Origin of the sequence: Desulfovibrio piger (genome assembly GCF_900116045.1) — a bacterium.
Taxonomy (GTDB): domain Bacteria; phylum Desulfobacterota; class Desulfovibrionia; order Desulfovibrionales; family Desulfovibrionaceae; genus Desulfovibrio; species Desulfovibrio piger_A.
On record NZ_LT630450.1, the window covers coordinates 2,152,166 to 2,171,820 of the forward strand.

Here is a 19,655-nt window from a genome sequence, read left to right on the forward strand (position 1 = left end):
CGTCATGGGCGTTGCTGAATATGTCCGGGCCCTGCTGGCCTCGGACACGCTGGGGCCGCAGGTGCGGCACCACCGCTGCGAGTCCGCGCGTGCGGCCGTGTACGCGGAAAGCCGCCTGCCCTGGCCCGCGGCCATCCGGCGCACGCTGGAGGAACGCGGCCTGAGCGGCCTTTACAGCCACCAGGCCCTGGCCACGGACCACATCCGCGCCGGGCATTCCGTGGTGGTGGCCACGCCCACGGCCAGCGGCAAGAGCCTGATCTACAACCTGCCGGTGCTGGAACGCCATCTGCGTGACAGCGAGGCCCGCGCCCTCTATCTTTTCCCGCTCAAGGCCCTGGCCCAGGACCAGCTGGCCGGGCTGCAACGCCTGGTCTCCGGCTGGCCCGAAGAGGCCCGGCCCACGGCCGCCCTCTACGACGGCGACACCAGCGACCATTTCCGGCGCAAGATCCGCCGCGACCCGCCCACGGTGCTCATCAGCAATCCCGAGATGCTGCACCTGGCCCTGCTGCCGCACCATGAGCAGTGGGCCCCCTTCCTGGCCGGGCTCTCCCACATCGTGGTGGACGAGGCCCACACCTACCGCGGCGTGTTCGGCGCGCATATGGCGGGCGTGTTCCGCCGCCTCAACCGGCTGGCCGCCCATTACGGCGCCGCGCCGTCCTATGTGTTCTGCACGGCCACGGTGGGCAATCCCGGCGAGCTGGCCGCATCGCTCTCCGGCCTCGACCTGCTGCCCGGCCGCCGGCCGCCCGTGGTGGTGGACCAGTCCGGCGCGCCGCAGGGCGCACGGCATTACGTCTTCCTCGATCCCGACCAGAGCCCGGCCACGGCGGCCATCGACCTGCTGCGGGCCGCGCTGGCGCGCAAGCTGCGCACCATCGTCTACTGCCGTTCCCGCCGCATGACCGAACTGGTCAGCCTGTGGGCCGGGAGCCTTTCCGGGCCGTGGGCGGGCCGCATCTCCGCCTATCGCGCGGGATTTTTGCCCGAGGAACGCCGCCAGATCGAGGCCCGCATGGCCTCGGGCGAGCTGCTGGCCGTGGTCAGCACCAGCGCCCTGGAGCTGGGCATCGACATCGGCGGGCTGGATGTCTGCATTCTGGTGGGCTATCCGGGCACCATCATGTCCACCCTGCAACGGGGCGGGCGCGTGGGCCGGGCACAGCAGGAATCGGCCGTGGTGCTGGTGGCGGGCGAGGACGCGCTGGACCAGTATTTCATGAGCCATCCCGAAGACTTTTTCAGCCGCCCGGCGGAAAAGGCCGTGGTCAATCCCTGGAACGAGGTCATCCTGGCCCGGCATCTGGAGTGCGCGGCCGCCGAGCTGCCCCTGTCCGCCCGCGATCCCTGGCTGGCCCCGGCCCCGGCGCAGGAGGCCCTGCGTGATCTGGCGGCCCGGGGACGCCTGCTGCTCTCCGCCGACGGCAGCCAGTGGCTGGCCGCCCGCAAGCGGCCGCAGCGGCTGGTGGACCTGCGCGGGACGGGCCGGAGCTTCGTCATCGAGGACAGCGAGGGCACGGTCATCGGTTCCGTGGACGGCTTCCGGGCCTGGCGCGAGACCCATGCGGGCGCGGTCTACCTGCACCGGGGCCGCAGCTATGTCATCGAGGAGATGGACCCGGCGGCGGGCCGGGTGCGGGCCCGTCAGGCCAAAGTGGACTGGTTCACGCGGGTGCGCGGCCACAAGAGCACGGACATCCTTGAGGAGCTGGAGCGCCGCCCCCTGGGGCGCGGCGTGGTCTGCCGGGGGCGGCTGCGCATCATCGACACCATCACCGGCTACGAGAAGCGCAGCACGCGCGACAACCGCCTGCTGACCATCGTGCCGCTGGAAGCGCCGCCGCAGATCTTCGAGACCGAGGGCCTGTGGTACGTCATCCCCGAGAGCTGCCGCCGGCGTCTGGAAGAGGATTTCGTGCATTTCATGGGCTCCATCCATGCCTGCGAGCATACGGCCATCGGCATGCTGCCCCTGCTGGTCATGGCCGACCGCAACGATTTCGGCGGCATCTCCATCCCGCTCCATCCCCAGACCGGCCTGGCCTGCGTCTTCATCTATGACGGCCTGCCCGGCGGCGCGGGCCTGACGCGCCAGGCCTTCGGCCATGCCCGCGAGCTGCTGGAGGTCTGCGCGGCGGTCATCGAGGCCTGCCCCTGCGAGGACGGCTGCCCCTCCTGCGTGCATTCGCCCAAGTGCGGTTCGGGCAACCGGCCCATCAGCAAGGCCGGGGCCCTGCGCCTGATCCGCGACCTGCTGGCGCCCGGAGCGGATGCCGAGGGCGAGGCCCTGTGCGCCGACCTGCGCATCAGTCCGCCGCCGGAACTGCTGCCGCCCCGGCCCGTGGACGAGCCCGCGGCCCCGGTGCCGCCGCCCGTGCCGGACATGGCGGCCATCATGGCGGCCTGGGCCGGGCAGTCCTCCGCTGCGGCCCCGGCGGTACCTGCGGGGCAGGCCGGGCAGGGGCCCCGGACAGACATCGCCGGCGCCGGGAAGGGGGAGGCCGCGCCCCCGGGAGACATGCCTCCGCAGGACGGGCCTATCGAGGGCGGCGGGGGAGAGGCTTGCGCGGATGGCGGCAGCCCGCAGGATGGGCCGTCCGCCGCAGCCGGGAAGCTTTTGGGCAAACGGGCCACCTGCCCGGCCGCAGCTGCGGGAATGGCCGGATACAGGGCTGTGGGCGGCGCGGGACACCCGGACGATCAGGGGGCTTCCCCGCGTCCCGTATCCCCGGCGGCAGGACGGAAGACCGGCGGGGCCACGGCAGCGGCCGCCCGTCCGGCGGCGCAAAGGCCGGAGCCCACGGCTCCCGCCGTGTCTGCCGGTGGCGCGGGCAGCACCCGGGTCCGCCCCGGGCCCGGTGTGGGCGCGCTGGGCAGGCCGCCGGAACAGTATCTGGTCTTCGACGTGGAGACCCGGCGCAGCGCCGCCGAGGTGGGCGGCTGGAACAGGGCCGACCGCATGGGCGTGAGCATCGCCGTGGCCTATGACAGCCGGGCCGACGATTTCTTCACCTACACGCAGGAGGCCCTGCCGGAGCTCTTTGCCCGCATGCGGGCCGCGCAGCTGGTGGTGGGCTTCAATTCCTTCCGTTTCGACTACGCGGTGCTTTCGGCCTTCGCGCCCTTCGATCTGCGGGCCCTGCCGGGCCTTGACCTCTTGCGCCGGGTGCAGGACAGTCTCAAGTACCGGGTGTCCCTGGACAATCTGGGGCAGGCGACCCTGGGCGAGCCCAAGAGCGCCGACGGCCTGCAGGCCCTGCGCTGGTGGCAGGAAGGGCGGCTGGACGACATCGCCGCCTACTGCCGCAAGGACGTGGACCTGACGCGGCGGCTCTATCTGTTCGGGCTGGAACACGGCTGGTTGCTTTTCACCAACAAGGCCGGGCAGCGCGTGCGCGTGCCCGTGGATTTCAGGCAGTGACATGGAGACGGCGGAAAAGATCATCCAATGGCGGCGGGAGCTGCACCGGCACCCGGAAGAAGGCTGGACGGAATTCTGGACCACGGGTTTCGTGGCCCGGCAGCTGGCGGACATGGGCCTTGCCCCGCGTGTGGGGCAGGAGGTCATCGACCCTGCCGCGCGCATGGGCCTGCCCGTGCCCGGGGTCGAAGCCCGGGCACGGCAGCGGGCGCTGGCGGAAGGTCTGGAACCGTGCTGGCTGGAGCGCATGGGCCGGACCACGGGCCTGGTGGCCGATGCGGGCCCGGCGGACGCGCCCCTGGCGCTGGTGCTGCGCTGCGACATGGACGCCCTGCCGCTGATGGAAGCGCAGGAGGCTTCCCACCGGCCCGTGCGCGAGGGCTTCGCCTCCCGGCATGAGGGCCTGTGCCATGCCTGCGGCCATGACGGCCATATGGCCCTGGGCCTGGGGCTGGCGGCCCTGCTGACGGCGCCGGGCGCGGCCCCCCTGCGGCAGCGGGTGCGCCTGCTGTTCCAGCCTGCCGAGGAAGGCGTGCGCGGCGCGGCGTCCATGATCGCCCATGTGGCGGGGGCGCGGCATTTCCTGGCCGTGCACATCGGTCTGGGGGCCCCGCGCAGCGGCGATCTGGTCACCGGTGTGGGCGCCTTTCTGGCCACCAGCAAATTCGATGTCCGCTTCACGGGCCGGGCGGCCCATGCGGGCGCGGCCCCCGAACAGGGGCGGGACGCCCTCAAGGGCGCGGCGTCGGCCCTGCTGGGCCTGCATGCCCTGCCCCGTCACGGTCACGGCACCAGCCGCATCTGCGTGGGGCGCCTGGAAGGCGGCAGCAGCCGCAACACCGTGCCCGCCTCGGCCTTCATGGCCTGCGAGACGCGCGGCAACACCAGCGAGGTCAATGACGACATGCTGCGGCGCGCCCGGGACGTCATCGCGGGCGCGGCCGCCATGCACGGGCTGGAATGGCGGCTCGACGTGGTGGGCGGCGCGCCTTCGGCGGCGAGCGACGCGGCCTTCGCGGACCTGCTGGCCCGCTGCGCCCGGGACCTGCCGCCCGATGCCCGGGGCGGAGGCTGCTTTGCGCCGTCCCGGATCCGTGAGCGGGGCGACATGGGCGCCAGCGATGACGCCACGACCCTGATGCGGGCCGTGCAGGCGCAGGGCGGGCTGGCGGCCTATGCCTTCCTGGGGGCCGATCTGGCGGCCGGGCACCATCAGCCGGATTTTGATTTCGACGAGGCCGTGCTCTGGCCCGGCGTGCGCTGGCTGGAAAAGGTCTGCCGGGAGCTGGCCGGCTAGGACGCGCCCGGGCGCGATGTTTTTCCGGGGCAGGGGATCGCCTTGCTCCTGCTGCGGCCGCCCTCGTCTTCCCGCGTCGCGGCGGGCGCGGGCCTGCGGGCCGTCCCTGGTCGCGGGCCGCGCGCAAGGGAGGGGGCCTTCCTCCCGGCCCTTCCTTCCTCCGGCGTCTTTTATCTGGAGGCGGGAAGGCTTCGGGGACGCAGGTGTCTGGGGGCGGTGTGTGGGCGGCCTCTGGCGGCCCCCGGGAGAAAAACGACCGTTCGGCAGATGCCGCTGCGGCGCCCGGGGCGGGCCCCGCAGGCCTGCGGGACCGTGCTGCGCCGCGGGGCGGCACGCATCGGCCCCGATTTTTTCCACATCGGGGAAGTTTTTTTTAACTGCCTGTCCGGGCAGGAAGAATTTTTCAGGGATCCCCTGCCGTCACCGGCGGGGTGGGTGGAGAAAAACGCCACTTTCCACATTCTGGTCGAAAAACAACAGGCCCCTGCTGCTGTTCATTCTGGTAACATGTGGGAATAACAGGAAAAATATTCACGGCATGCATCCTGCATCCTGTCCGCCATCCCGGACGCCGCCATCCGGCAAAGGCGTCGGGCAGATGAAGGAATGCATGATGGAAAGACGAAAGTTCCTGTATTCGGCACTGGCCGCGGCCTCGCTGGCGGCCATCCCGGCCGCGCGGAGCAGCGCGTCCGCCACCACCACGACAGCACGCAGGGAAGGGAGCTCGCCCATGACACCTTCCCAGAGACAGAACCCCATGAGCTGCAACGGCATGGTCACATCGCCGCACTATCTGGCCAGCCAGGCCGGGCTGGACATCCTGCGGCGCGGCGGTACGGCCATCGACGCGGCGGTGGCCACGGCCGCCACCCTGGCCGTGGTCTATCCGCAGATGTGCACGCTGGGCGGCGACAATTTCTGGCTCATCTATGACGCCCGCGCGGGCAGGATGAAGGCCCTCAATGCCAGCGGCCGCGCCGGGGAAAAGGCCAGCATCGACTTTTATCGCGGCCGGGGGCTGACAAAGATCCCGGCGCGCGGCTATCTGGCCGCCAATACCGTGCCGGGCGTGGTCTCGGGCTGGGACGAGGCCTGGAAGTACAGCCGGTCGGCCCTGGGCTCGCAGCTCTCCTTCGCCTCCCTGCTGGACACGGCGCGCGAACTGGCGGAGCGGGGCTTCCCGGTCAGCACGTCGCTGGCCTGGTGGAGCAAGGTGGACACGGACCCCACGGATCAGGAGTTCCGTAATCTCCAGCGCTATCCGGGCTTCGCGGCCACCTATCTCAAGGATGGTAAGCCGTACGGGCTGGGCGAGATCATGCGCCTGCCCGAGCTGGCGGCCACGCTGGCCCTGCTGGCGGACAAGGGCGCGGACGAGTTCTACAAGGGGTCCATCGCCGCGGCCATCGCAGCGGACCTGGAAAAGAACGGCGGCCTGCTCACCGCGCGGGATTTCGCCCGGCATACGGCCGACTGGGTGGAGCCCATCTCCGTGCCCTATCGTGATTGCCGTGCCTACAACTTCCCGCCCAACACCCAGGGCATGGCCTCGCTGGAGATCCTGAACATCCTCAACAATTTCGACCTGTCGCGGATACAGGAAGGCAGCGCGGACTATTACCACCTCATCATCGAGGCCACCAAGGAGGCCTTCCTCGACCGCGATACCTACCTTTCCGACCCGGCCTTCGTGGACATCCCGCTGGAGCGCCTGCTCTCGGCCGGGCACGGCAAGCGGCAGGCCGCCCGCATCCGCATGGACAGGGCCGCCAGCAACCTTGCGCCCCTGGACCCCAAGGGCGATACCATCTGGCTGGGCGTGGTGGACGGTCAGGGCAATGCCGTTTCCCTCATCCAGAGCATCTACCATGACTTCGGTTCCGGCATCGTGCCCCGGGGCACGGGGGTGCTGCTCCAGAACCGGGGCAGCTTCTTCTCCCTCGACCCCGCGCACGTCAATTGCCTCGAGCCCGGCAAGCGCACCTTCCACACCCTGAACCCGGCCATGCTGCTCAGGGACGGCAAGCCCTTCCTGGTCTACGGCACCATGGGCGGCGAGGGACAGCCCCAGACGCAGGCCGCCATCGCCACCCGCGTGCTGGATTACGGCATGACCCCGCAGGAAGCCATCGACGCGCCCCGCTGGCTGTACGGCCGCACCTGGGGCAAGGCCAGCAACGACCTCAAGCTGGAAGGCCGCATCCCCGCTGACGTGGCCGACGAGCTGGCCCGGCGCGGGCACCCCGTGCGCCGGGTGGAGGACTATACCGATACCATGGGCCATGCGGGCGCCATCCGCATCGACCCGCAGACCGGCGTGCTCCAGGGCGGTACGGACCCGCGCGGCGACGGCCTGGCCTGCGGCTATTAGACCGGGCGGCGGAGCGCCGTTCCCGGTGGGGAGGCGAGCTGCCCTGTGATGGCCGCTTCCGGCCGCAGCAGGCTCCCGGACAGGGCCGCGACGGCAACGCGGGAGCGTTGTCCGGTGGAAAGGCCCGACCACACAAACGTAAAAAAGCCCCGGCATTGCCGGGGCTTTTTCGTTGTTTCGGCACTGTGTTCATGGGCAAGGAGCATGCGGGGACATGTCACCTTAGCCGCGTTTTCTTCGCCTTTCCGGGAGACCTTCGCCACAAGGAAGGCCGTCATCCTGCCGCGGCCTCCCATCCTCCCGTCAAAGCGCGTTTGAGGAAGGGGTGGGGGCCTGGGGGAGGGGGAACCCTCTTTGCGCGCCAGCCAAAGGGGGGCCCCCTCCTCCAGATAACAGCCACTGCGCGGCCAGCCGCAGCCCGCAACGGTGGCGGCTCAATACAGTTTTTCCAGGTCCTTCTCGTCCATGCCGTAGGTATGTTCTGCCGCCGGGAAGGTCCCCGCGCGCACCTCGTCGGCATAGGTCTGGAAAGCCTGGCGCATGGCCGTGCCCAGTTCGGCGTAATGTTTGACGAATTTTGGCGAAAGGCCGTCCACCATGCCCAGCATGTCCTGCCAGACCAGCACCTGGCCGTCGCAGTCCGGGCCTGCGCCGATGCCGATGGTGGGCACGCCGACGCTGCGGCTGACCAGCGCGGCCAGCGGCGCGGGCACGCATTCCAGCACGATGGCGAAGACCCCCGCCTGTTCCAGGGCCCGGGCATCGTCCAGCAGGGCCTGGGCGGCTTCCCGGCCCCGGCCCTGCACCTTGTAGCCGCCCATGCTGTGCAGGGATTGCGGCGTGAGCCCCAGATGCCCCATGACAGGGATGGAGGCCTGCACGATGGCTTCCACCTGCGGGCAGAAATGGCGTCCGCCTTCCAGCTTCACGGCCTGGGCCCGGCCTTCCTGCACCAGGCGTCCGGCATTGGCGCAGGCCTGCTGCGGCGACAGGTGGTAGGACATGAAGGGCATGTCGCAGACCAGCAGGGGCCTGGTCAGGCCCCGGGACACGGCGGCGCAGTGATGGATCATCTGGTCCATGGTCACGCTCAGGGTATCGGGCCGGCCCAGCATGACCATGCCCAGCGAATCCCCCACCAGCACGGCGTCCACATGGTCGTCCATGAGCCGGGCGATGGTGGCGTCATAGGCCGTGAGCATGGCCAGTTTGCGTTGCCCCTTGGCCTGGCGGAAGGTGACGGCGGTCTGTTTCATGGCGTTGCTCCCTTGCTGCGGGCGGGTCGTGCCTGCCCGGGAAAACGGGCCCGTGGCCCGGAGTAGGCAAAGAAAAGGCGGGGGAAGGAGACGTGTCCTTCCCCCGCCCTGACGGACGGGATGGCTAGAAGCCCTCTTCCAGCGGCGGCCAGACGAGCCAGGGGCCGTCGGGCGTCACGGTCTTGCGCCCGGCCGGGGCCAGGAAGACCTGGCGGCCCTCCACGCGCAGGCGGCCTTCGGCCAGCCATTGCAGGGCCTGCGGGTAGATGCGGTGTTCCAGCGGATGGATGCGGTCCATGAGCTCGTCCAGTTCCTCACCGGCATTGGCCGGCACGGCGGCCTGGATGATGACCGGGCCGCTGTCCACCAGCTCTTCCACGAAGTGCACGGTGCAGCCCGTGATCTTCACGCCGTAGGCCTGGGCATCGGGGCCGCCGTGGGCGCCCGGGAAGCTGGGCAGGATGGCGGGATGGATGTTGATGACCCGGCCGGGGAAGGCCTGGAGGAAGGTGCCGGTCAGCAGGCGCATGTAGCCCGCCAGCACCACATATTCCGCGCCGGCCGCCCTGATGACGGCCACCATCTCGCGGTCGAAGCTCTCGCGGTCGGCAAAGGCCTTGTGGTCGATGCACACATGCGGGATGCCGGCCTTTGCGGCGCGTTCGAAGACCCTGGCGCCGGGACGGTTGCCCGCGATGAGGCGGATGTCGACGTCCAGCACGCCCTGGGCGGCCTTGTCGATCATGGACTGGGCGTTGGTGCCGCTGCCGGAAGCCAGGATGGCGATTTTCAGGGCCATGGTTTACCTCTGCGGGCTGTAGTGGGCTTTCAGGGCCTCCACCAGCGCGGGGATGGTGTAGGCCCCGGGCTGGATGTGGCAGGGCAGGCCGTGGTCGGCCAGGGTCCTGGCCGTGACCGGGCCGATGGCGGCCAGCTTCACTTCGGGATGGGCGCGCAGCTCCTCCGCCGGGATCAGGGAGAGGAAGTTCTCCACCGTGGAGGAAGAGCCGAAGGTCACGCAGTCCAGGGTGCCGTCCTGCATGGCGGCCAGCACGTCGTCCTTGCGGGCGGCGGCGGGCACGGTCTCGTAGGCGGCGATGACGTCCACCTGAGCCCCGGCCTTGCGCAGCTCGTCGGGCAGCACCTCGCGGGCCCTGGCGGCGCGGGGCAGGAGCATCTTGACGCCGGACACGGGGCCCAGGGCCAGCAGGCCTTCCACCACGCCCTCGGCCACATAGCGGGCCGGGATGAAGTCGGGCTCGATGCCGCGTTCGCGCAGGGCGTCGGCCGTGGCGGGGCCGATGGCCGCCACCTTGCACCGGCCGATGGCGCGGCTGTCACGGCCGCAGGCGGCCAGGCGCTTCCAGAAGTGGCGCACGCCGTTGACCGAGGTGAAGATGATCCAGCCGTAGTCGGCCAGACGGGCCACGGCGGCGTCCAGTTCGCTGTAATCGGCCAGGGGGCTGATCTCGATGGTGGGGCACTGGATGACGTTGGCGCCCAGTTCGGTCAGGCTCCGGGCCAGGCCGCTGGCCTGCTCGCGGGCGCGGGTGACCACGATGCTGCGGCCGAACAGCGGACGCTGCTCGAACCAGTCCAGCCGGTCGTGCAGGGAGCAGACCTTGCCCACCACGATGACCGAGGGGTTGCTGAATTTGTTGTCCACGGCGGCCTGGGGCAGGGTGGCGATGGTGGCCACCAGGCTGCGCTGGTGGGGCGTGGTGCCGCGGTAGACCAGGGCGGCCGGGGTGTCGGGATCCATGCCTGCGTCCAGCAGGTGCCGGGCGATGTCGGGCAGGTTCTTCATGCCCATGACGAAGACCAGGGTGGAGGCGCTGGCGGCCAGGGCCTTCCAGTTGTGCACGGAACCGGGCTTGTCCGGGTTCTCGTGGCCGGTGATGATGGTCACCGACGAGGCGAAGTTGCGGTGGGTCAGCGGGATGCCCGCATAGGCCGGGGCCGCGATGGTGCTGCTGATGCCGGGCACTTCCTCAAAGGGCACACCGGCGGCCAGCAGTTCTTCGGCTTCTTCGCCGCCGCGGCCGAAGATGTAGGGGTCGCCGCCCTTGAGGCGGGCCACCACCTTGCCTTCCTTGGCCTTGCGCACCAGCAGGGCGTTGATCTCGTGCTGGGGCAGGGCGTGGTTGCCCGCCACCTTGCCCACGTAGATGCGTTCCGCATCGGGGCGGGCATGGCCCAGCAGCGAATCGTTGGCCAGTGCGTCATAGACCACCACGTCCGCGCAGGCCAGCGCGTCACGGCCCTTCAGGGTCAGCAGCCCGGCATCGCCGGGACCGGCTCCGATAAGATAGACCTTCATTTAAACGCCTCCACGCGCCAGTTCCAGCAAGGTGCGGGCGCCGAAGCCCGTGGACCCCACGGGGCAGAGCGCCGTCTTTTTGGTTGCCCAGTCCACGCCGGCGATGTCCAGATGCGCCCAGCGCACGCCCTCACGCACGAAATGCTTGAGGAAGAGCGCCGCGTGGATGGCCCCGCCTTCGCGCGGGCCCATGTGGCAGATGTCCGCCACCTCGCTCTTGAGGTTGTCTTCGTAGCCCTTCCACAGGGGCAGGGGCCAGTAATTCTCACCGCCCACGGCACCGGCGGCACGGATGTGCTCGGCCAGGGCGTCGTCATCGCAGAACAGGCCCGCCACCTGCGTGCCCAGGGCCACGGCGCAGGCGCCGGTCAGGGTGGCGATGTCCACCACGGCCGCGGGGGTCCACTGCTTCTGGGCATAGTCCAGGGCGTCGCACAGGGCCAGGCGGCCTTCGGCGTCGGTGTTCTGGATCTCCACGGTATCGCCGGAAGCGGCGCGCACCACGTCACCGGGGCGCATGGCGTTGCCGCCGGGCATGTTCTCGGCGCAGGCCATGATGCCCACCACGCGGCGGGGCAGCTCGTCCCCGGCGCAGGCCACCAGCGTGGCCAGCACGGCGGCGGCCCCGCTCATGTCGCCCTTCATGGCGTGCATGTTGGCGGCGGGCTTGAGGCAGATGCCGCCGGTATCGAAGGTGATGCCCTTGCCCACCAGCACCAGGGGCTTTTCCTGCTCATGCCCCGCGGGAGCGTGCTCCAGCACGATGAGGCGCGGCGGACGGGCGGAGCCCTGGCCCACGGCCAGCAGGCAGTTCATGCCGGCTTCGGCCAGATCCTTCTCGTCCAGCACGGTGCACTGGAGCCCGGCACGGGCGGCCAGCTTCTGCGCTTCTTCGGCCAGAAGGGCGGGGGAGAGCAGGTTGGACGGCGTGTTGTCCAGACGGCGGGCCAGGCACACGGCCTCGGCCGCGCGTTCGCCACGGCGGGCGGCCTGCTGGCCGCCGTCGGGCACGAAGTCGCCCTCAAAGGCCACGGCCAGCCACTGGGGCGCCGCGGGGGCGTCCTTGGCGGGCTTTTTGAGATCGTATTTGTACAGGGCCAGGCAGGCGGCGTAGACGCTTTCCTCCACCAGGCGCTCACGGCCGCCGGGCAGGGTGGCCAGCTGGGGTTCCAGCAGCAGGATGGATTCCAGGCCCAGTTCGCGGGCGCGCTGCACACCGGTGGCCACGGCCGTGCGGATGTCGTCCGTGGTCAGGTCCTCACGGGCGCCCAGGCCGATGGCCAGCACGCGCGGCACGCGCAGTTCGGGATGGCCGTGCAGCAGGGCCTGCTGGCCCTTCTTGCCCTGGAAGTCGCGCATGGCGGGCGCGATGGCCAGCCAGGGAGCCAGATTGTCCAGCGCGGGGCAGGATTCCAGCATGTTCTCGCCCTGGCAGACAGGCACTATGAGAATCTCGGCCTTCCACTGGTCGGGGCCGAGGCATTGAAAACGGATGTCCATAGCTTTCTCCGAAGCATCGAGATGAACGGGCGTCCCGCGCAGCGGGACGGCGACGGCGGGGATTGCCATCGCAAGGAGCAGAATATACGCTGTGCCGTCGTTTTTGCCAAGCCGTGAGGCGCTTTGCCGCCCCGGGGCCCCGGGCTCTTTGCCCCGTACCGCCATCCATCCGCATCCGCGCCCCTTCCGCCATGCTCGTTTACATCCACGTCCCCTTCTGCCGCTCCCGCTGCCGCTACTGCGCCTTCCACTCCCTGCCGTTGGGCCCGGCCTCGCCCGATGCCTCGCCCCTGGTGGCGGCCTACCGGGATCACCTGCTGCGCGAGCTGGACCTTTGGGCCGCGCGTCTGGGCAGGCGGCCGGTGGAGAGCGTCTTTTTCGGCGGCGGTACGCCCAGCCTGCTGCCGCCCGATTTCCAGGCCGCCGTGCTGGAGCGCATCGACCGGCATTTCCATCTGGCTGCCGGGGCCGAGATCAGCATGGAGGCCAACCCCGAATCCCTGCTGGCCCGCCGGGCCGTGGAGGGCTATCTGGCCGCGGGCATCAACCGCATCTCCATGGGCGTGCAGAGCATGGACGACCGTTTCCTTTCCCTGCTGGGGCGGCCGCACCGGCGCGCCGACGTGCTGCGGGCCGTGGAGCATCTGCGGGCCGCGGGCTGCCGCAATCTGGGGCTGGATCTCATGTGGGGCCTGCCGGGACAGGATGCGGCCCACTGGCTGGACACGCTGGAAGACGCCCTTGCCCTGGAGCCGGAGCATGTCTCGGCCTATGCCCTGACGCTGGAAGAGGGCACGCCGCTGGAACGCGACTGGAGCGCCGGGCGCCTTGCCCTGCCCCAAGACGACGAGCAGGAACGCATGTATCTGCAAGGCATCCGCCTGCTGGCCGCGCACGGCCTGGAACAGTACGAGATCTCCAACTACGCCCGTCCCGGTTTTTTCAGCCGTCACAACAGGGGCTACTGGACGGGCGCCGACTATCTGGGCCTGGGCCCGGCGGCCACGTCCACCCTGGAGGGCCGCCGCTGGACCGATACGCCCGATCAGGCCCGCTGGCAGGCCGATATCGACGCCGGACGTCCCGATCATGAGGCCGAGACAATCACGCCGCGCATCCGGCTGGAGGAGCGGCTCATGCTTTCCCTGCGTACCTGCGCGGGCTTCGGGCTGGCGGAGTATGCGTCCCTCAGCGGCCGGGATTTTCTGGCCGACCACGGCGGCTGGTGCCGCGAGCTGGCCGCCGCCGGGCTGGCCCGCCTGGACGGGGACAGGCTGGCGCTCACGCCGCGGGGGCTGCTGGTCTCCAATGCCGTGGTGGCCGACCTGTTCGGACGCCTGGACGAGCTGGGGCTGTAAAGAGATATGTCGGGCGGGCGAGGGAAGAGGGACCCCCTTTGGGAAGAGGGTGCTCCCTCTCCCCTCGTGCTCCCCTCTCCCTTCCCAAAACCTTTGTTCCGGTCCCTGGACAATGCCGGGAGCGTCCCGGGCAGCCGCTGATATTGGTCCCCCGGAAGGTCTGTGGCAGGTGGAGGCAGGGGCATCTTTCCATCATCGCAGGAAAGGCGGTCGGAATGTTGTCCGAACCCCGGAGGAAGGTCAGGCCCTGCATGGAGATGGCGCACGGCCGCCGGACATCCGCGGGAGAAAAAGATCGTCGGGGCCTGTCCGCCTGCGGGCAAAGGACAAGAAGATGCGGAACATGACAAGGAGGATGCAATATGTCACAGGATGCTGACGCACGCCATCGCCGGCACATGCTGGCCGCCATCGAAGCCGCCCGCGAGGGCATGCTGTCCGGCAGGGGCGGGCCGTTCGGTGCCCTGATCGCCGACCCGGCAGGCCGGGTGGTGTCCGTGGCCTGCAACGAGGTCCTGGCCAGCCGGGACTGCACCATGCATGCGGAAGTGGCCGCCCTGCGCAAGGTGGGGCATCTGGACCTGCGCGGCCATACGCTCTACGCCACGGGCTTTCCCTGTGTGATGTGCCTCGGCGCCATCCTCTGGTCGCGCGTCTCCACGCTCTACTACTGCAACGATTACGCCATGACCCGTGCGGCGGGCTTTGATGACGAGGAGTTCATGCGCGCGGTGGGCACGGTCTTTGGCTGCACGCCTTCGGTGCTGGAAGAGGTCAGGCTGCCCGGGCTGGACATCCGGCGGCTGGCCCTGCCGGAAGGCGCGGCCCTGTATGAGGAATGGAAGGGCCTGCCGGACCGGCAGCTCTACTAGAGTATGTTTTTATGCAATCTTCAATTATTTATGGTAAATAGAGAATATCTGCGACACATGCCCGGGTAAAGGAGGCTTGCCCCGGGCTTTTTCGTCCATTGGAAAAAGCGCGCTGGGGAAAGGATGGGGGAAGGGCCTCCCTCGCTCCGGCAGCGGCAGGATGGCGGCCCGCGGGGCCGTGCCCGTTGCGACGCAGGGAGCTGCGGGCATCGACAGCAAGGATGAGGGCTTTCCCTTCCCCCCAAAAAACAAGCGGCAGGGCAGACAGCGTCCCGATACAAGGAACGGCCGGCATCCCTTGGAGGACGCCGGCCGTTGTTCTGTGTCGCCTTGATGTGGCCCTTGCCTAGAATTCCAGGCTGCCGGGCGTGCGGGGGAAGGGGATGACGTCGCGGATGTTGGTGATGCCGGTGAGCATCATCAGCAGGCGTTCGAAGCCCATGCCGAAACCGGCGTGGGGCACGCTGCCGAAGCGGCGCAGGTCCAGATACCACCAGTAGTCTTCGGGCTTCTGGCCCATCTCGGCGATGCGGGCCAGCAGCTTGTCCAGGCGTTCCTCACGCTGGGAACCGCCGATGAGCTCGCCGATGCGGGGCACCAGCACGTCCATGGCCGCCACGGTCTCGCCGTCGTCGTTGCCGCGCATGTAGAAGGCCTTGATCTCCCTGGGATAGTCGTAGACGATGACCGGACGGCGGAAGTGTTCCTCGGCCAGGAAGCGTTCATGCTCGGTCTGCAGGTCCACGCCGAAGGCCACGGGAAAGGTGAAGTCCTTGCCGCTGTCTTCCAGGATGTGGATGGCGTCGCGGTAGGAGACGCGGGCGAAGGGCTGGGCCAGCATGCCCTTCAGGCGGTCCAGGAGGCCCTTGTCCACGAAGCTGTCGAAGAGCTTGAGGTCGCTCTCGCAGCGGGTCAGGGCATGGTCCACCACATGGCGGGTCAGGCCTTCGCCCAGTTCCATGATGTCTTCCAGTTCGGCAAAGGCCATCTCGGGCTCGATCATCCAGAACTCGGCGGCATGGCGCGGGGTGTTGGAGTTCTCGGCACGGAAGGTGGGGCCGAAGGTGTAGACGCGGCCCAGGCCCAGGGCCAGGGCTTCGGCTTCCAGCTGGCCGGACACGGTCAGGTTGGCCTGGCGGCCGAAAAAGTCCCGGGAAAGGTCTTTCTCTCCGGCGGGCAGGGTGGTCACGCGGAACATCTCGCCCGCGCCCTCGCAGTCGGAGCCGGTAAGGATGGGCGTGTGCACCCAGGAAAAATGCTGGCTGTGGAAATAGTCATGCACGGCGCGCGCCGCTTCGGAACGGATGCGGAAGGCCGCCCCGTACTTGTTGGTGCGCATGCGCAGGTGGGCGATGCCGCGCAGGAACTCGTCGGAGTGGCGCTTTTTCTGCAGGGGGAAGGATGCGGGGTCGGCCGGGCCGAACACGCGGACGTTCCTGGCGCGCACTTCCCACTTCTGGCCCTTGCCGGGCGAGGCCACCAGCTCGCCGGTGACGGCCACGGAAGCGCCGGTGCTGGCATCGCCCAGGCCTTCGTGGGCGGCGGTGCCGGCGTCCACGATGCACTGCATGTTGGTCAGGCAGGAGCCGTCGTTGATCTCCACGAAACTGAAGTCCTTGGCATCGCGGCGGGTGCGGATCCAGCCGCAGACGGTGATCTGGCGCTGCGGGGCCTCGGCGGCCAGGGCATGGACGATAAGGGTGCGTTGCATGACGACTCCTTGTGTCGCAAAAGGGTAGAATGTGTATGGATAAGGCTCTTGCCGTATGTTCGGGACAGGGCGCGCGGACCTGTGGGCGGAACGCACCCCAACATGCTACTATAACGGCAAAGACGGCGCCCTTCAAGGCCGGGGCAGAGGCGGCCCCGGGGCGGCGCTTGGATTTTGGGCGGGAACGTGCTTAGATGGAGGCAGCGGGCTGCCTTCCATCCCCGGCAGCCATGAAACAAGGAGACACGGACATGAAAAAGATCGCCACGCTGGCCCTGTGCGTCCTCATGCTGGCCCTGACGGCCCCTGCGGTCCAGGCGGCCACCCCCCAGGCCGGAGCGCCCAAGGCCGACAAGCCCGCCAAGGTCGATGCCCGCAGCACGCCCGTCTGGGTGGAGCTGGAAGGCACGGACAGCATCGGTGCCCGCCTGGGCATGCGCCTCAAGGAAGCCTTCAACGGCAGCAACCTTTTCAGCCTCACGGACAAGGACATGCCCAAGATGCGCCTGCTGGTGAGCACGCAGTCCGAATTCCCCGGCCGTCCGGGCGTGGGCTCCGTGTACTCCATCTGCTGGACCTTCACCCAGGGCGAGGGCTATCTCGGCTATCTGCTGGCCCGCGAAGTGGGCACCCTGACCTATGAGGAGATCGACGCCCTGGTCAACCGGCTGGTGGAACGCACCGACGGCCTGTCGGTCAAGTACAGCAACCTCTGGAAGTAGTTTTTTCTGGAAAAAGACGGCCCTGCGCTGTTGGAAAAGCCGCTGTCCCCTTGCGGGACGGCGGCTTTTTGCATGGCAGGGCGTGGGGCGGCGGATGGTGTGACGAGGGGGAAGGAGGTCCTTTTGGCTGGCGCGGCAAAAGGGCCTCCTTCCCCCTGGTGCTCCCCCTTCCTTCCCAAAACGCGCTCATGGCGTCCTGCGCTCCGCACAGGACGCGCGCGTCATGGATATGACGGGTCGCTTGGGGAGCCGCAAGCAGCCCTGCTGTCAGGGTCCAGACACGGGCAGTGGAAGGGAGAGGGACTGTCAGTCCCCCATGCGGGTGACGTGCAGGCGGGCGGCCAGGGCCTCCAGCACGCGGGCGGGCGTGACGTTGAAGCCCAGGGCCTCCTGCGCCTCGTTGAACCAGAAGCAGCACTGGACGCGCTTTTCGCGGGGCAGCAGGGCCAGGGCCGTGTCCAGGGGGCAGAGGGCATCGTCATTGCCGGACATGACCCGGCTCATGGATTTCTGGCAGGCCAGCAGGATCTGCCCGGCCAGACGGGCGTCCAGGGCGTTGCGGGCGCCGGTGCGCTCGAACAGGCCGCGACCGCTGGTGATGAACAGGGCCAGGGCCTCTTCCCAGGGCTGGAGGGCCGGATCCCGGGACAGGCTGTCGGGCCAGGGCAGGGTCAGGCAGAGGGAGCGCGAGACCAGCGTGGGCAGGAGCTGTTCGCGCTGGGCGGCCAGCAGGACGAAGCAGGAGGAGGGCGAGGGTTCCTCCAGCGCCTTGAGCAGGGCATTGGCGGCGTTGCTGCGGTTCTGCTCCACCCCCATGAGCAGCACCACGCGGCGGCCCTGACCGTGGGGGGCGTCGCGCAGCTTTTGCTTGAGCTCGCGGATGTTGTCCATGTTCAGGGCGCGGATGGGGCCGGGGTGGGCCTCGTCATCGGCATTGCTGATGCGGCCGTCGTAGGCCAGCACGTCCAGATGCTCACCGGCGTCGATCTGCATGCAGGTGGGGCAGATGAGGCAGGGCCCGCCCCCGCTGCCCGGCTGCGGGCAGTTGACGCAGGCGGCCCAGTAACGGGCCGCGGCCAGGCGCTGGGGCCCGGTGCCGCCTTCCAGCAGCAGGACCTGCGGCGGGTTGGCGGACAGACGGTGGAGCACCTCGCGGATGCGGTCGAAGTCCGGCGTGCTGATGTCCTGGAAAAGCGGCATGGCGTCCCTCGCGGCGCGGGAGCGTGACGGGCCCGCACCGTGGCAGGGCTGCCCTGGTGCGCCTCAGGCTCCACCAAAGATGGTTGGAAGGAAAAGAGCCGGCCGGACGGGTGCGCGCGGCGCGTGTCCGGGACAGTGCGGCGCCATCCGCCGCTGCCTGTCATGGCTCGTGCTCCCCCGGAAAAAGCGGTCAGCGCTGGGGCGGCCGCATCGTCCCCTTGGCAAAAGTTTTTGGAAAAGAGAGGGGGGAGTATGAGGGGGGAGAGGGAGAACCTTTTTTCAAAAAGGTTTCCCTCTCCCCCCTCTAAAAACGCTCGTCTACGCGCGAACGCCTAACGGACGATGGTCTGGGCGCGGTCGGCACCCACGGAGATGAAGGAGACGCGCACGCCGGTGAGCTCTTCGATGCGGGCGATGTAGGCGCGCACGGTGTCGGGCAGCTGCTCGACGCTGGTGCACTGGCTGATGTCGTCCTCGAAGCCGGGCATCTCTTCATAGACGGGCTTCACGCGGCCCAGGGCGCCTTCTTCCTGCGGGGGGTATTCCAGACGCTGGCCGTCCAGTTCGTAGGCCACGCAGATCTGCAGGGCGGGCAGGTTCTGGAGCACGTCCAGCTTGGTCAGGGCGATGTCGGTAAGGCCGCACAGGCGCACGGTCTCGCGCAGGATGACGATGTCCAGCCAGCCGCAGCGGCGCGGGCGGCCGGTGGTGGCGCCGAACTCGTGGCCGTTGGTCTGGATGTAGCGGCCGGTGTCGTCTTCCAGCTCGGTGGGGAAGGGGCCGGAGCCCACGCGGGTGGTGTAGGCCTTGACGATGCCCACCACGCGCTCCAGGGCGGAGGGGCCCACACCGCTGCCGGCGGCGGCGGAGCTGGCCACGGTGCTGGAGGAGGTCACGAAGGGATAGGTGCCGTGGTCGATGTCCAGGTGGATGCCCTGGGCGCCTTCGAACAGGATGTCCTGACCGGCGGCCTGGGCCTTCTGGATCTCGGCGGAGGCGTCCTTCAGATAGGGCGTGATGCGCGGGGCGATGGCCAGCAGCTCTTCGCAGACCTGGTTCTCGTCCAGGGTGTCGTACTTGTAGAGCTCGCGCAGCAGGACATTCTTTTCCAGCAGGGCGTGACGCACTTTTTCGCGCACCAGCTGCGGGTTGGTGAGGTCCCCGGCGCGCAGGCCCACACGGGAGGCCTTGTCCTCATAGCAGGGGCCGATGCCGCGGCCGGTGGTGCCGATCTTCTTGCCGGCGCGTTTGGCTTCGCGGGCATTGTCCAGGCTCTTGTGGTAGGGCATGATCAGGTGGGTCTTCTTGCTGATGCCCAGACGGCCGGGGGACACGTCGATGCCCTTGGCCGCCAGTTCGTCCACTTCCTTGAGGAAGACGAAGGGGTCCAGCACCACACCGTTGCCGATCAGGCAGTTTTTGCCCTCGTGCAGGATGCCCGAGGGGATCAGGTGCAGGATGGTCTCCCTGCCCTGGACCTTGATGGTGTGGCCGGCGTTGTTGCCGCCCTGGAAACGCACGATCAGCCCGCTCTGCGCGCTGAGCATGTCCACAATCTTTCCCTTGCCCTCGTCGCCCCACTGGGCGCCGATAATGACCGTATTTGCCATATATCCAC

The 19,655-nt window shown here is 69.0% G+C and carries 14 protein-coding genes; 7 read left to right on the forward strand and 7 right to left on the reverse strand.

What is annotated here, in order from left to right:
- The first annotated feature begins 4 nt into the window (after positions 1–4).
- The 4 genes from DESPIGER_RS09685 to ggt all read left to right on the forward strand — a co-directional run bounded on the left by DESPIGER_RS09685 (position 5) and on the right by ggt (position 7,098).
- Positions 5–3,427: a DEAD/DEAH box helicase gene (locus DESPIGER_RS09685; protein ID WP_231927561.1), complete on the forward strand. Its 3,423-nt coding sequence runs from the start codon at positions 5–7 to the stop codon at positions 3,425–3,427.
- 1 nt (position 3,428) lies between these two features.
- Entirely contained in the window at positions 3,429–4,724 is a 1,296-nt protein-coding gene (locus DESPIGER_RS09690) for an amidohydrolase (protein WP_072336124.1), read from the forward strand.
- Between the two features lie 267 nt (positions 4,725–4,991).
- Positions 4,992–5,243, forward strand: coding sequence for a hypothetical protein (locus tag DESPIGER_RS13365; RefSeq protein ID WP_072336127.1), 252 nt, complete (start codon positions 4,992–4,994; stop codon positions 5,241–5,243).
- 91 nt (positions 5,244–5,334) lie between these two features.
- Positions 5,335–7,098 (forward strand): gamma-glutamyltransferase, encoded by a 1,764-nt coding sequence (gene ggt, locus DESPIGER_RS09705; RefSeq protein WP_231927562.1) that lies wholly within the window; start codon positions 5,335–5,337, stop codon positions 7,096–7,098.
- A 434-nt stretch (positions 7,099–7,532) separates the two neighbouring features.
- On the opposite strand, the gene panB is transcribed toward ggt, so the two are convergent.
- The 4 genes from panB to DESPIGER_RS09730 all read right to left on the reverse strand — a co-directional run bounded on the left by panB (position 7,533) and on the right by DESPIGER_RS09730 (position 12,174).
- On the reverse strand, positions 7,533–8,354 hold the full coding sequence (gene panB, locus DESPIGER_RS09715; protein WP_072336138.1) for a 3-methyl-2-oxobutanoate hydroxymethyltransferase: 822 nt from the start codon (positions 8,352–8,354) through the stop codon (positions 7,533–7,535).
- 124 nt (positions 8,355–8,478) lie between these two features.
- Positions 8,479–9,153: a phosphoribosylglycinamide formyltransferase gene (gene purN, locus DESPIGER_RS09720; RefSeq protein WP_072336141.1), complete on the reverse strand. Its 675-nt coding sequence runs from the start codon at positions 9,151–9,153 to the stop codon at positions 8,479–8,481.
- 3 nt (positions 9,154–9,156) lie between these two features.
- Positions 9,157–10,674 carry a uroporphyrinogen-III C-methyltransferase gene (cobA, locus tag DESPIGER_RS09725; RefSeq protein WP_072336144.1) on the reverse strand — a complete coding sequence of 506 codons (1,518 nt, stop codon included), beginning with the start codon at positions 10,672–10,674 and terminating at the stop codon, positions 9,157–9,159.
- Positions 10,675–12,174 (reverse strand): leucyl aminopeptidase, encoded by a 1,500-nt coding sequence (locus DESPIGER_RS09730; RefSeq protein WP_072336147.1) that lies wholly within the window; start codon positions 12,172–12,174, stop codon positions 10,675–10,677.
- Between the two features lie 191 nt (positions 12,175–12,365).
- On the opposite strand from DESPIGER_RS09730, the gene hemW reads away from it, so the two are divergent.
- On the forward strand, positions 12,366–13,532 hold the full coding sequence (hemW, locus tag DESPIGER_RS09735) for a radical SAM family heme chaperone HemW (protein ID WP_072336151.1): 1,167 nt from the start codon (positions 12,366–12,368) through the stop codon (positions 13,530–13,532).
- 362 nt (positions 13,533–13,894) lie between these two features.
- Positions 13,895–14,404, forward strand: a complete 510-nt coding sequence (locus tag DESPIGER_RS09740) for a nucleoside deaminase (protein ID WP_072336154.1) — start codon at positions 13,895–13,897, stop codon at positions 14,402–14,404.
- Positions 14,405–14,750: 346 nt separating this feature from the next.
- On the opposite strand, the gene asnS is transcribed toward DESPIGER_RS09740, so the two are convergent.
- Entirely contained in the window at positions 14,751–16,115 is a 1,365-nt protein-coding gene (gene asnS, locus DESPIGER_RS09745) for an asparagine--tRNA ligase (protein WP_072336157.1), read from the reverse strand.
- 251 nt (positions 16,116–16,366) lie between these two features.
- Between asnS and DESPIGER_RS09750 the strand changes: the two genes are divergently transcribed.
- A complete protein-coding gene (locus DESPIGER_RS09750) occupies positions 16,367–16,837 on the forward strand; it encodes a hypothetical protein (protein WP_072336160.1) in 471 nt (156 codons plus the stop codon).
- A gap of 306 nt (positions 16,838–17,143) precedes the next feature.
- Here the strand turns inward: DESPIGER_RS09750 and DESPIGER_RS09755 are convergent, their stop codons facing one another.
- Together DESPIGER_RS09755 and DESPIGER_RS09760 are read right to left on the reverse strand one after the other, a co-directional pair.
- Entirely contained in the window at positions 17,144–18,037 is an 894-nt protein-coding gene (locus DESPIGER_RS09755; protein ID WP_072336163.1) for a hypothetical protein, read from the reverse strand.
- Positions 18,038–18,369: 332 nt separating this feature from the next.
- The gene (locus DESPIGER_RS09760) at positions 18,370–19,647 is read right to left on the reverse strand and encodes an adenylosuccinate synthase (protein ID WP_072336166.1); all 1,278 of its coding nucleotides are present in this window, start codon (positions 19,645–19,647) and stop codon (positions 18,370–18,372) included.
- Positions 19,648–19,655: the final 8 nt, after the last annotated feature.

What these genes read in the sequence shown, in the direction of transcription:
- DESPIGER_RS09685 (WP_231927561.1), top strand. Translation starts at nt 5, where the DNA reads ATGGGCGTTGCTGAATATGTCCGGGCCCTGCTGGCCTCGGACACGCTG.
- DESPIGER_RS09690 (WP_072336124.1), top strand. Translation starts at nt 3,429, where the DNA reads ATGGAGACGGCGGAAAAGATCATCCAATGGCGGCGGGAGCTGCACCGG.
- DESPIGER_RS13365 (WP_072336127.1), top strand. Translation starts at nt 4,992, where the DNA reads ATGCCGCTGCGGCGCCCGGGGCGGGCCCCGCAGGCCTGCGGGACCGTG.
- ggt (WP_231927562.1), top strand. Translation starts at nt 5,335, where the DNA reads ATGATGGAAAGACGAAAGTTCCTGTATTCGGCACTGGCCGCGGCCTCG.
- panB (WP_072336138.1), bottom strand. Translation starts at nt 8,354, where the DNA reads ATGAAACAGACCGCCGTCACCTTCCGCCAGGCCAAGGGGCAACGCAAA.
- purN (WP_072336141.1), bottom strand. Translation starts at nt 9,153, where the DNA reads ATGGCCCTGAAAATCGCCATCCTGGCTTCCGGCAGCGGCACCAACGCC.
- cobA (WP_072336144.1), bottom strand. Translation starts at nt 10,674, where the DNA reads ATGAAGGTCTATCTTATCGGAGCCGGTCCCGGCGATGCCGGGCTGCTG.
- DESPIGER_RS09730 (WP_072336147.1), bottom strand. Translation starts at nt 12,174, where the DNA reads ATGGACATCCGTTTTCAATGCCTCGGCCCCGACCAGTGGAAGGCCGAG.
- hemW (WP_072336151.1), top strand. Translation starts at nt 12,366, where the DNA reads ATGCTCGTTTACATCCACGTCCCCTTCTGCCGCTCCCGCTGCCGCTAC.
- DESPIGER_RS09740 (WP_072336154.1), top strand. Translation starts at nt 13,895, where the DNA reads ATGTCACAGGATGCTGACGCACGCCATCGCCGGCACATGCTGGCCGCC.
- asnS (WP_072336157.1), bottom strand. Translation starts at nt 16,115, where the DNA reads ATGCAACGCACCCTTATCGTCCATGCCCTGGCCGCCGAGGCCCCGCAG.
- DESPIGER_RS09750 (WP_072336160.1), top strand. Translation starts at nt 16,367, where the DNA reads ATGAAAAAGATCGCCACGCTGGCCCTGTGCGTCCTCATGCTGGCCCTG.
- DESPIGER_RS09755 (WP_072336163.1), bottom strand. Translation starts at nt 18,037, where the DNA reads ATGCCGCTTTTCCAGGACATCAGCACGCCGGACTTCGACCGCATCCGC.
- DESPIGER_RS09760 (WP_072336166.1), bottom strand. Translation starts at nt 19,647, where the DNA reads ATGGCAAATACGGTCATTATCGGCGCCCAGTGGGGCGACGAGGGCAAG.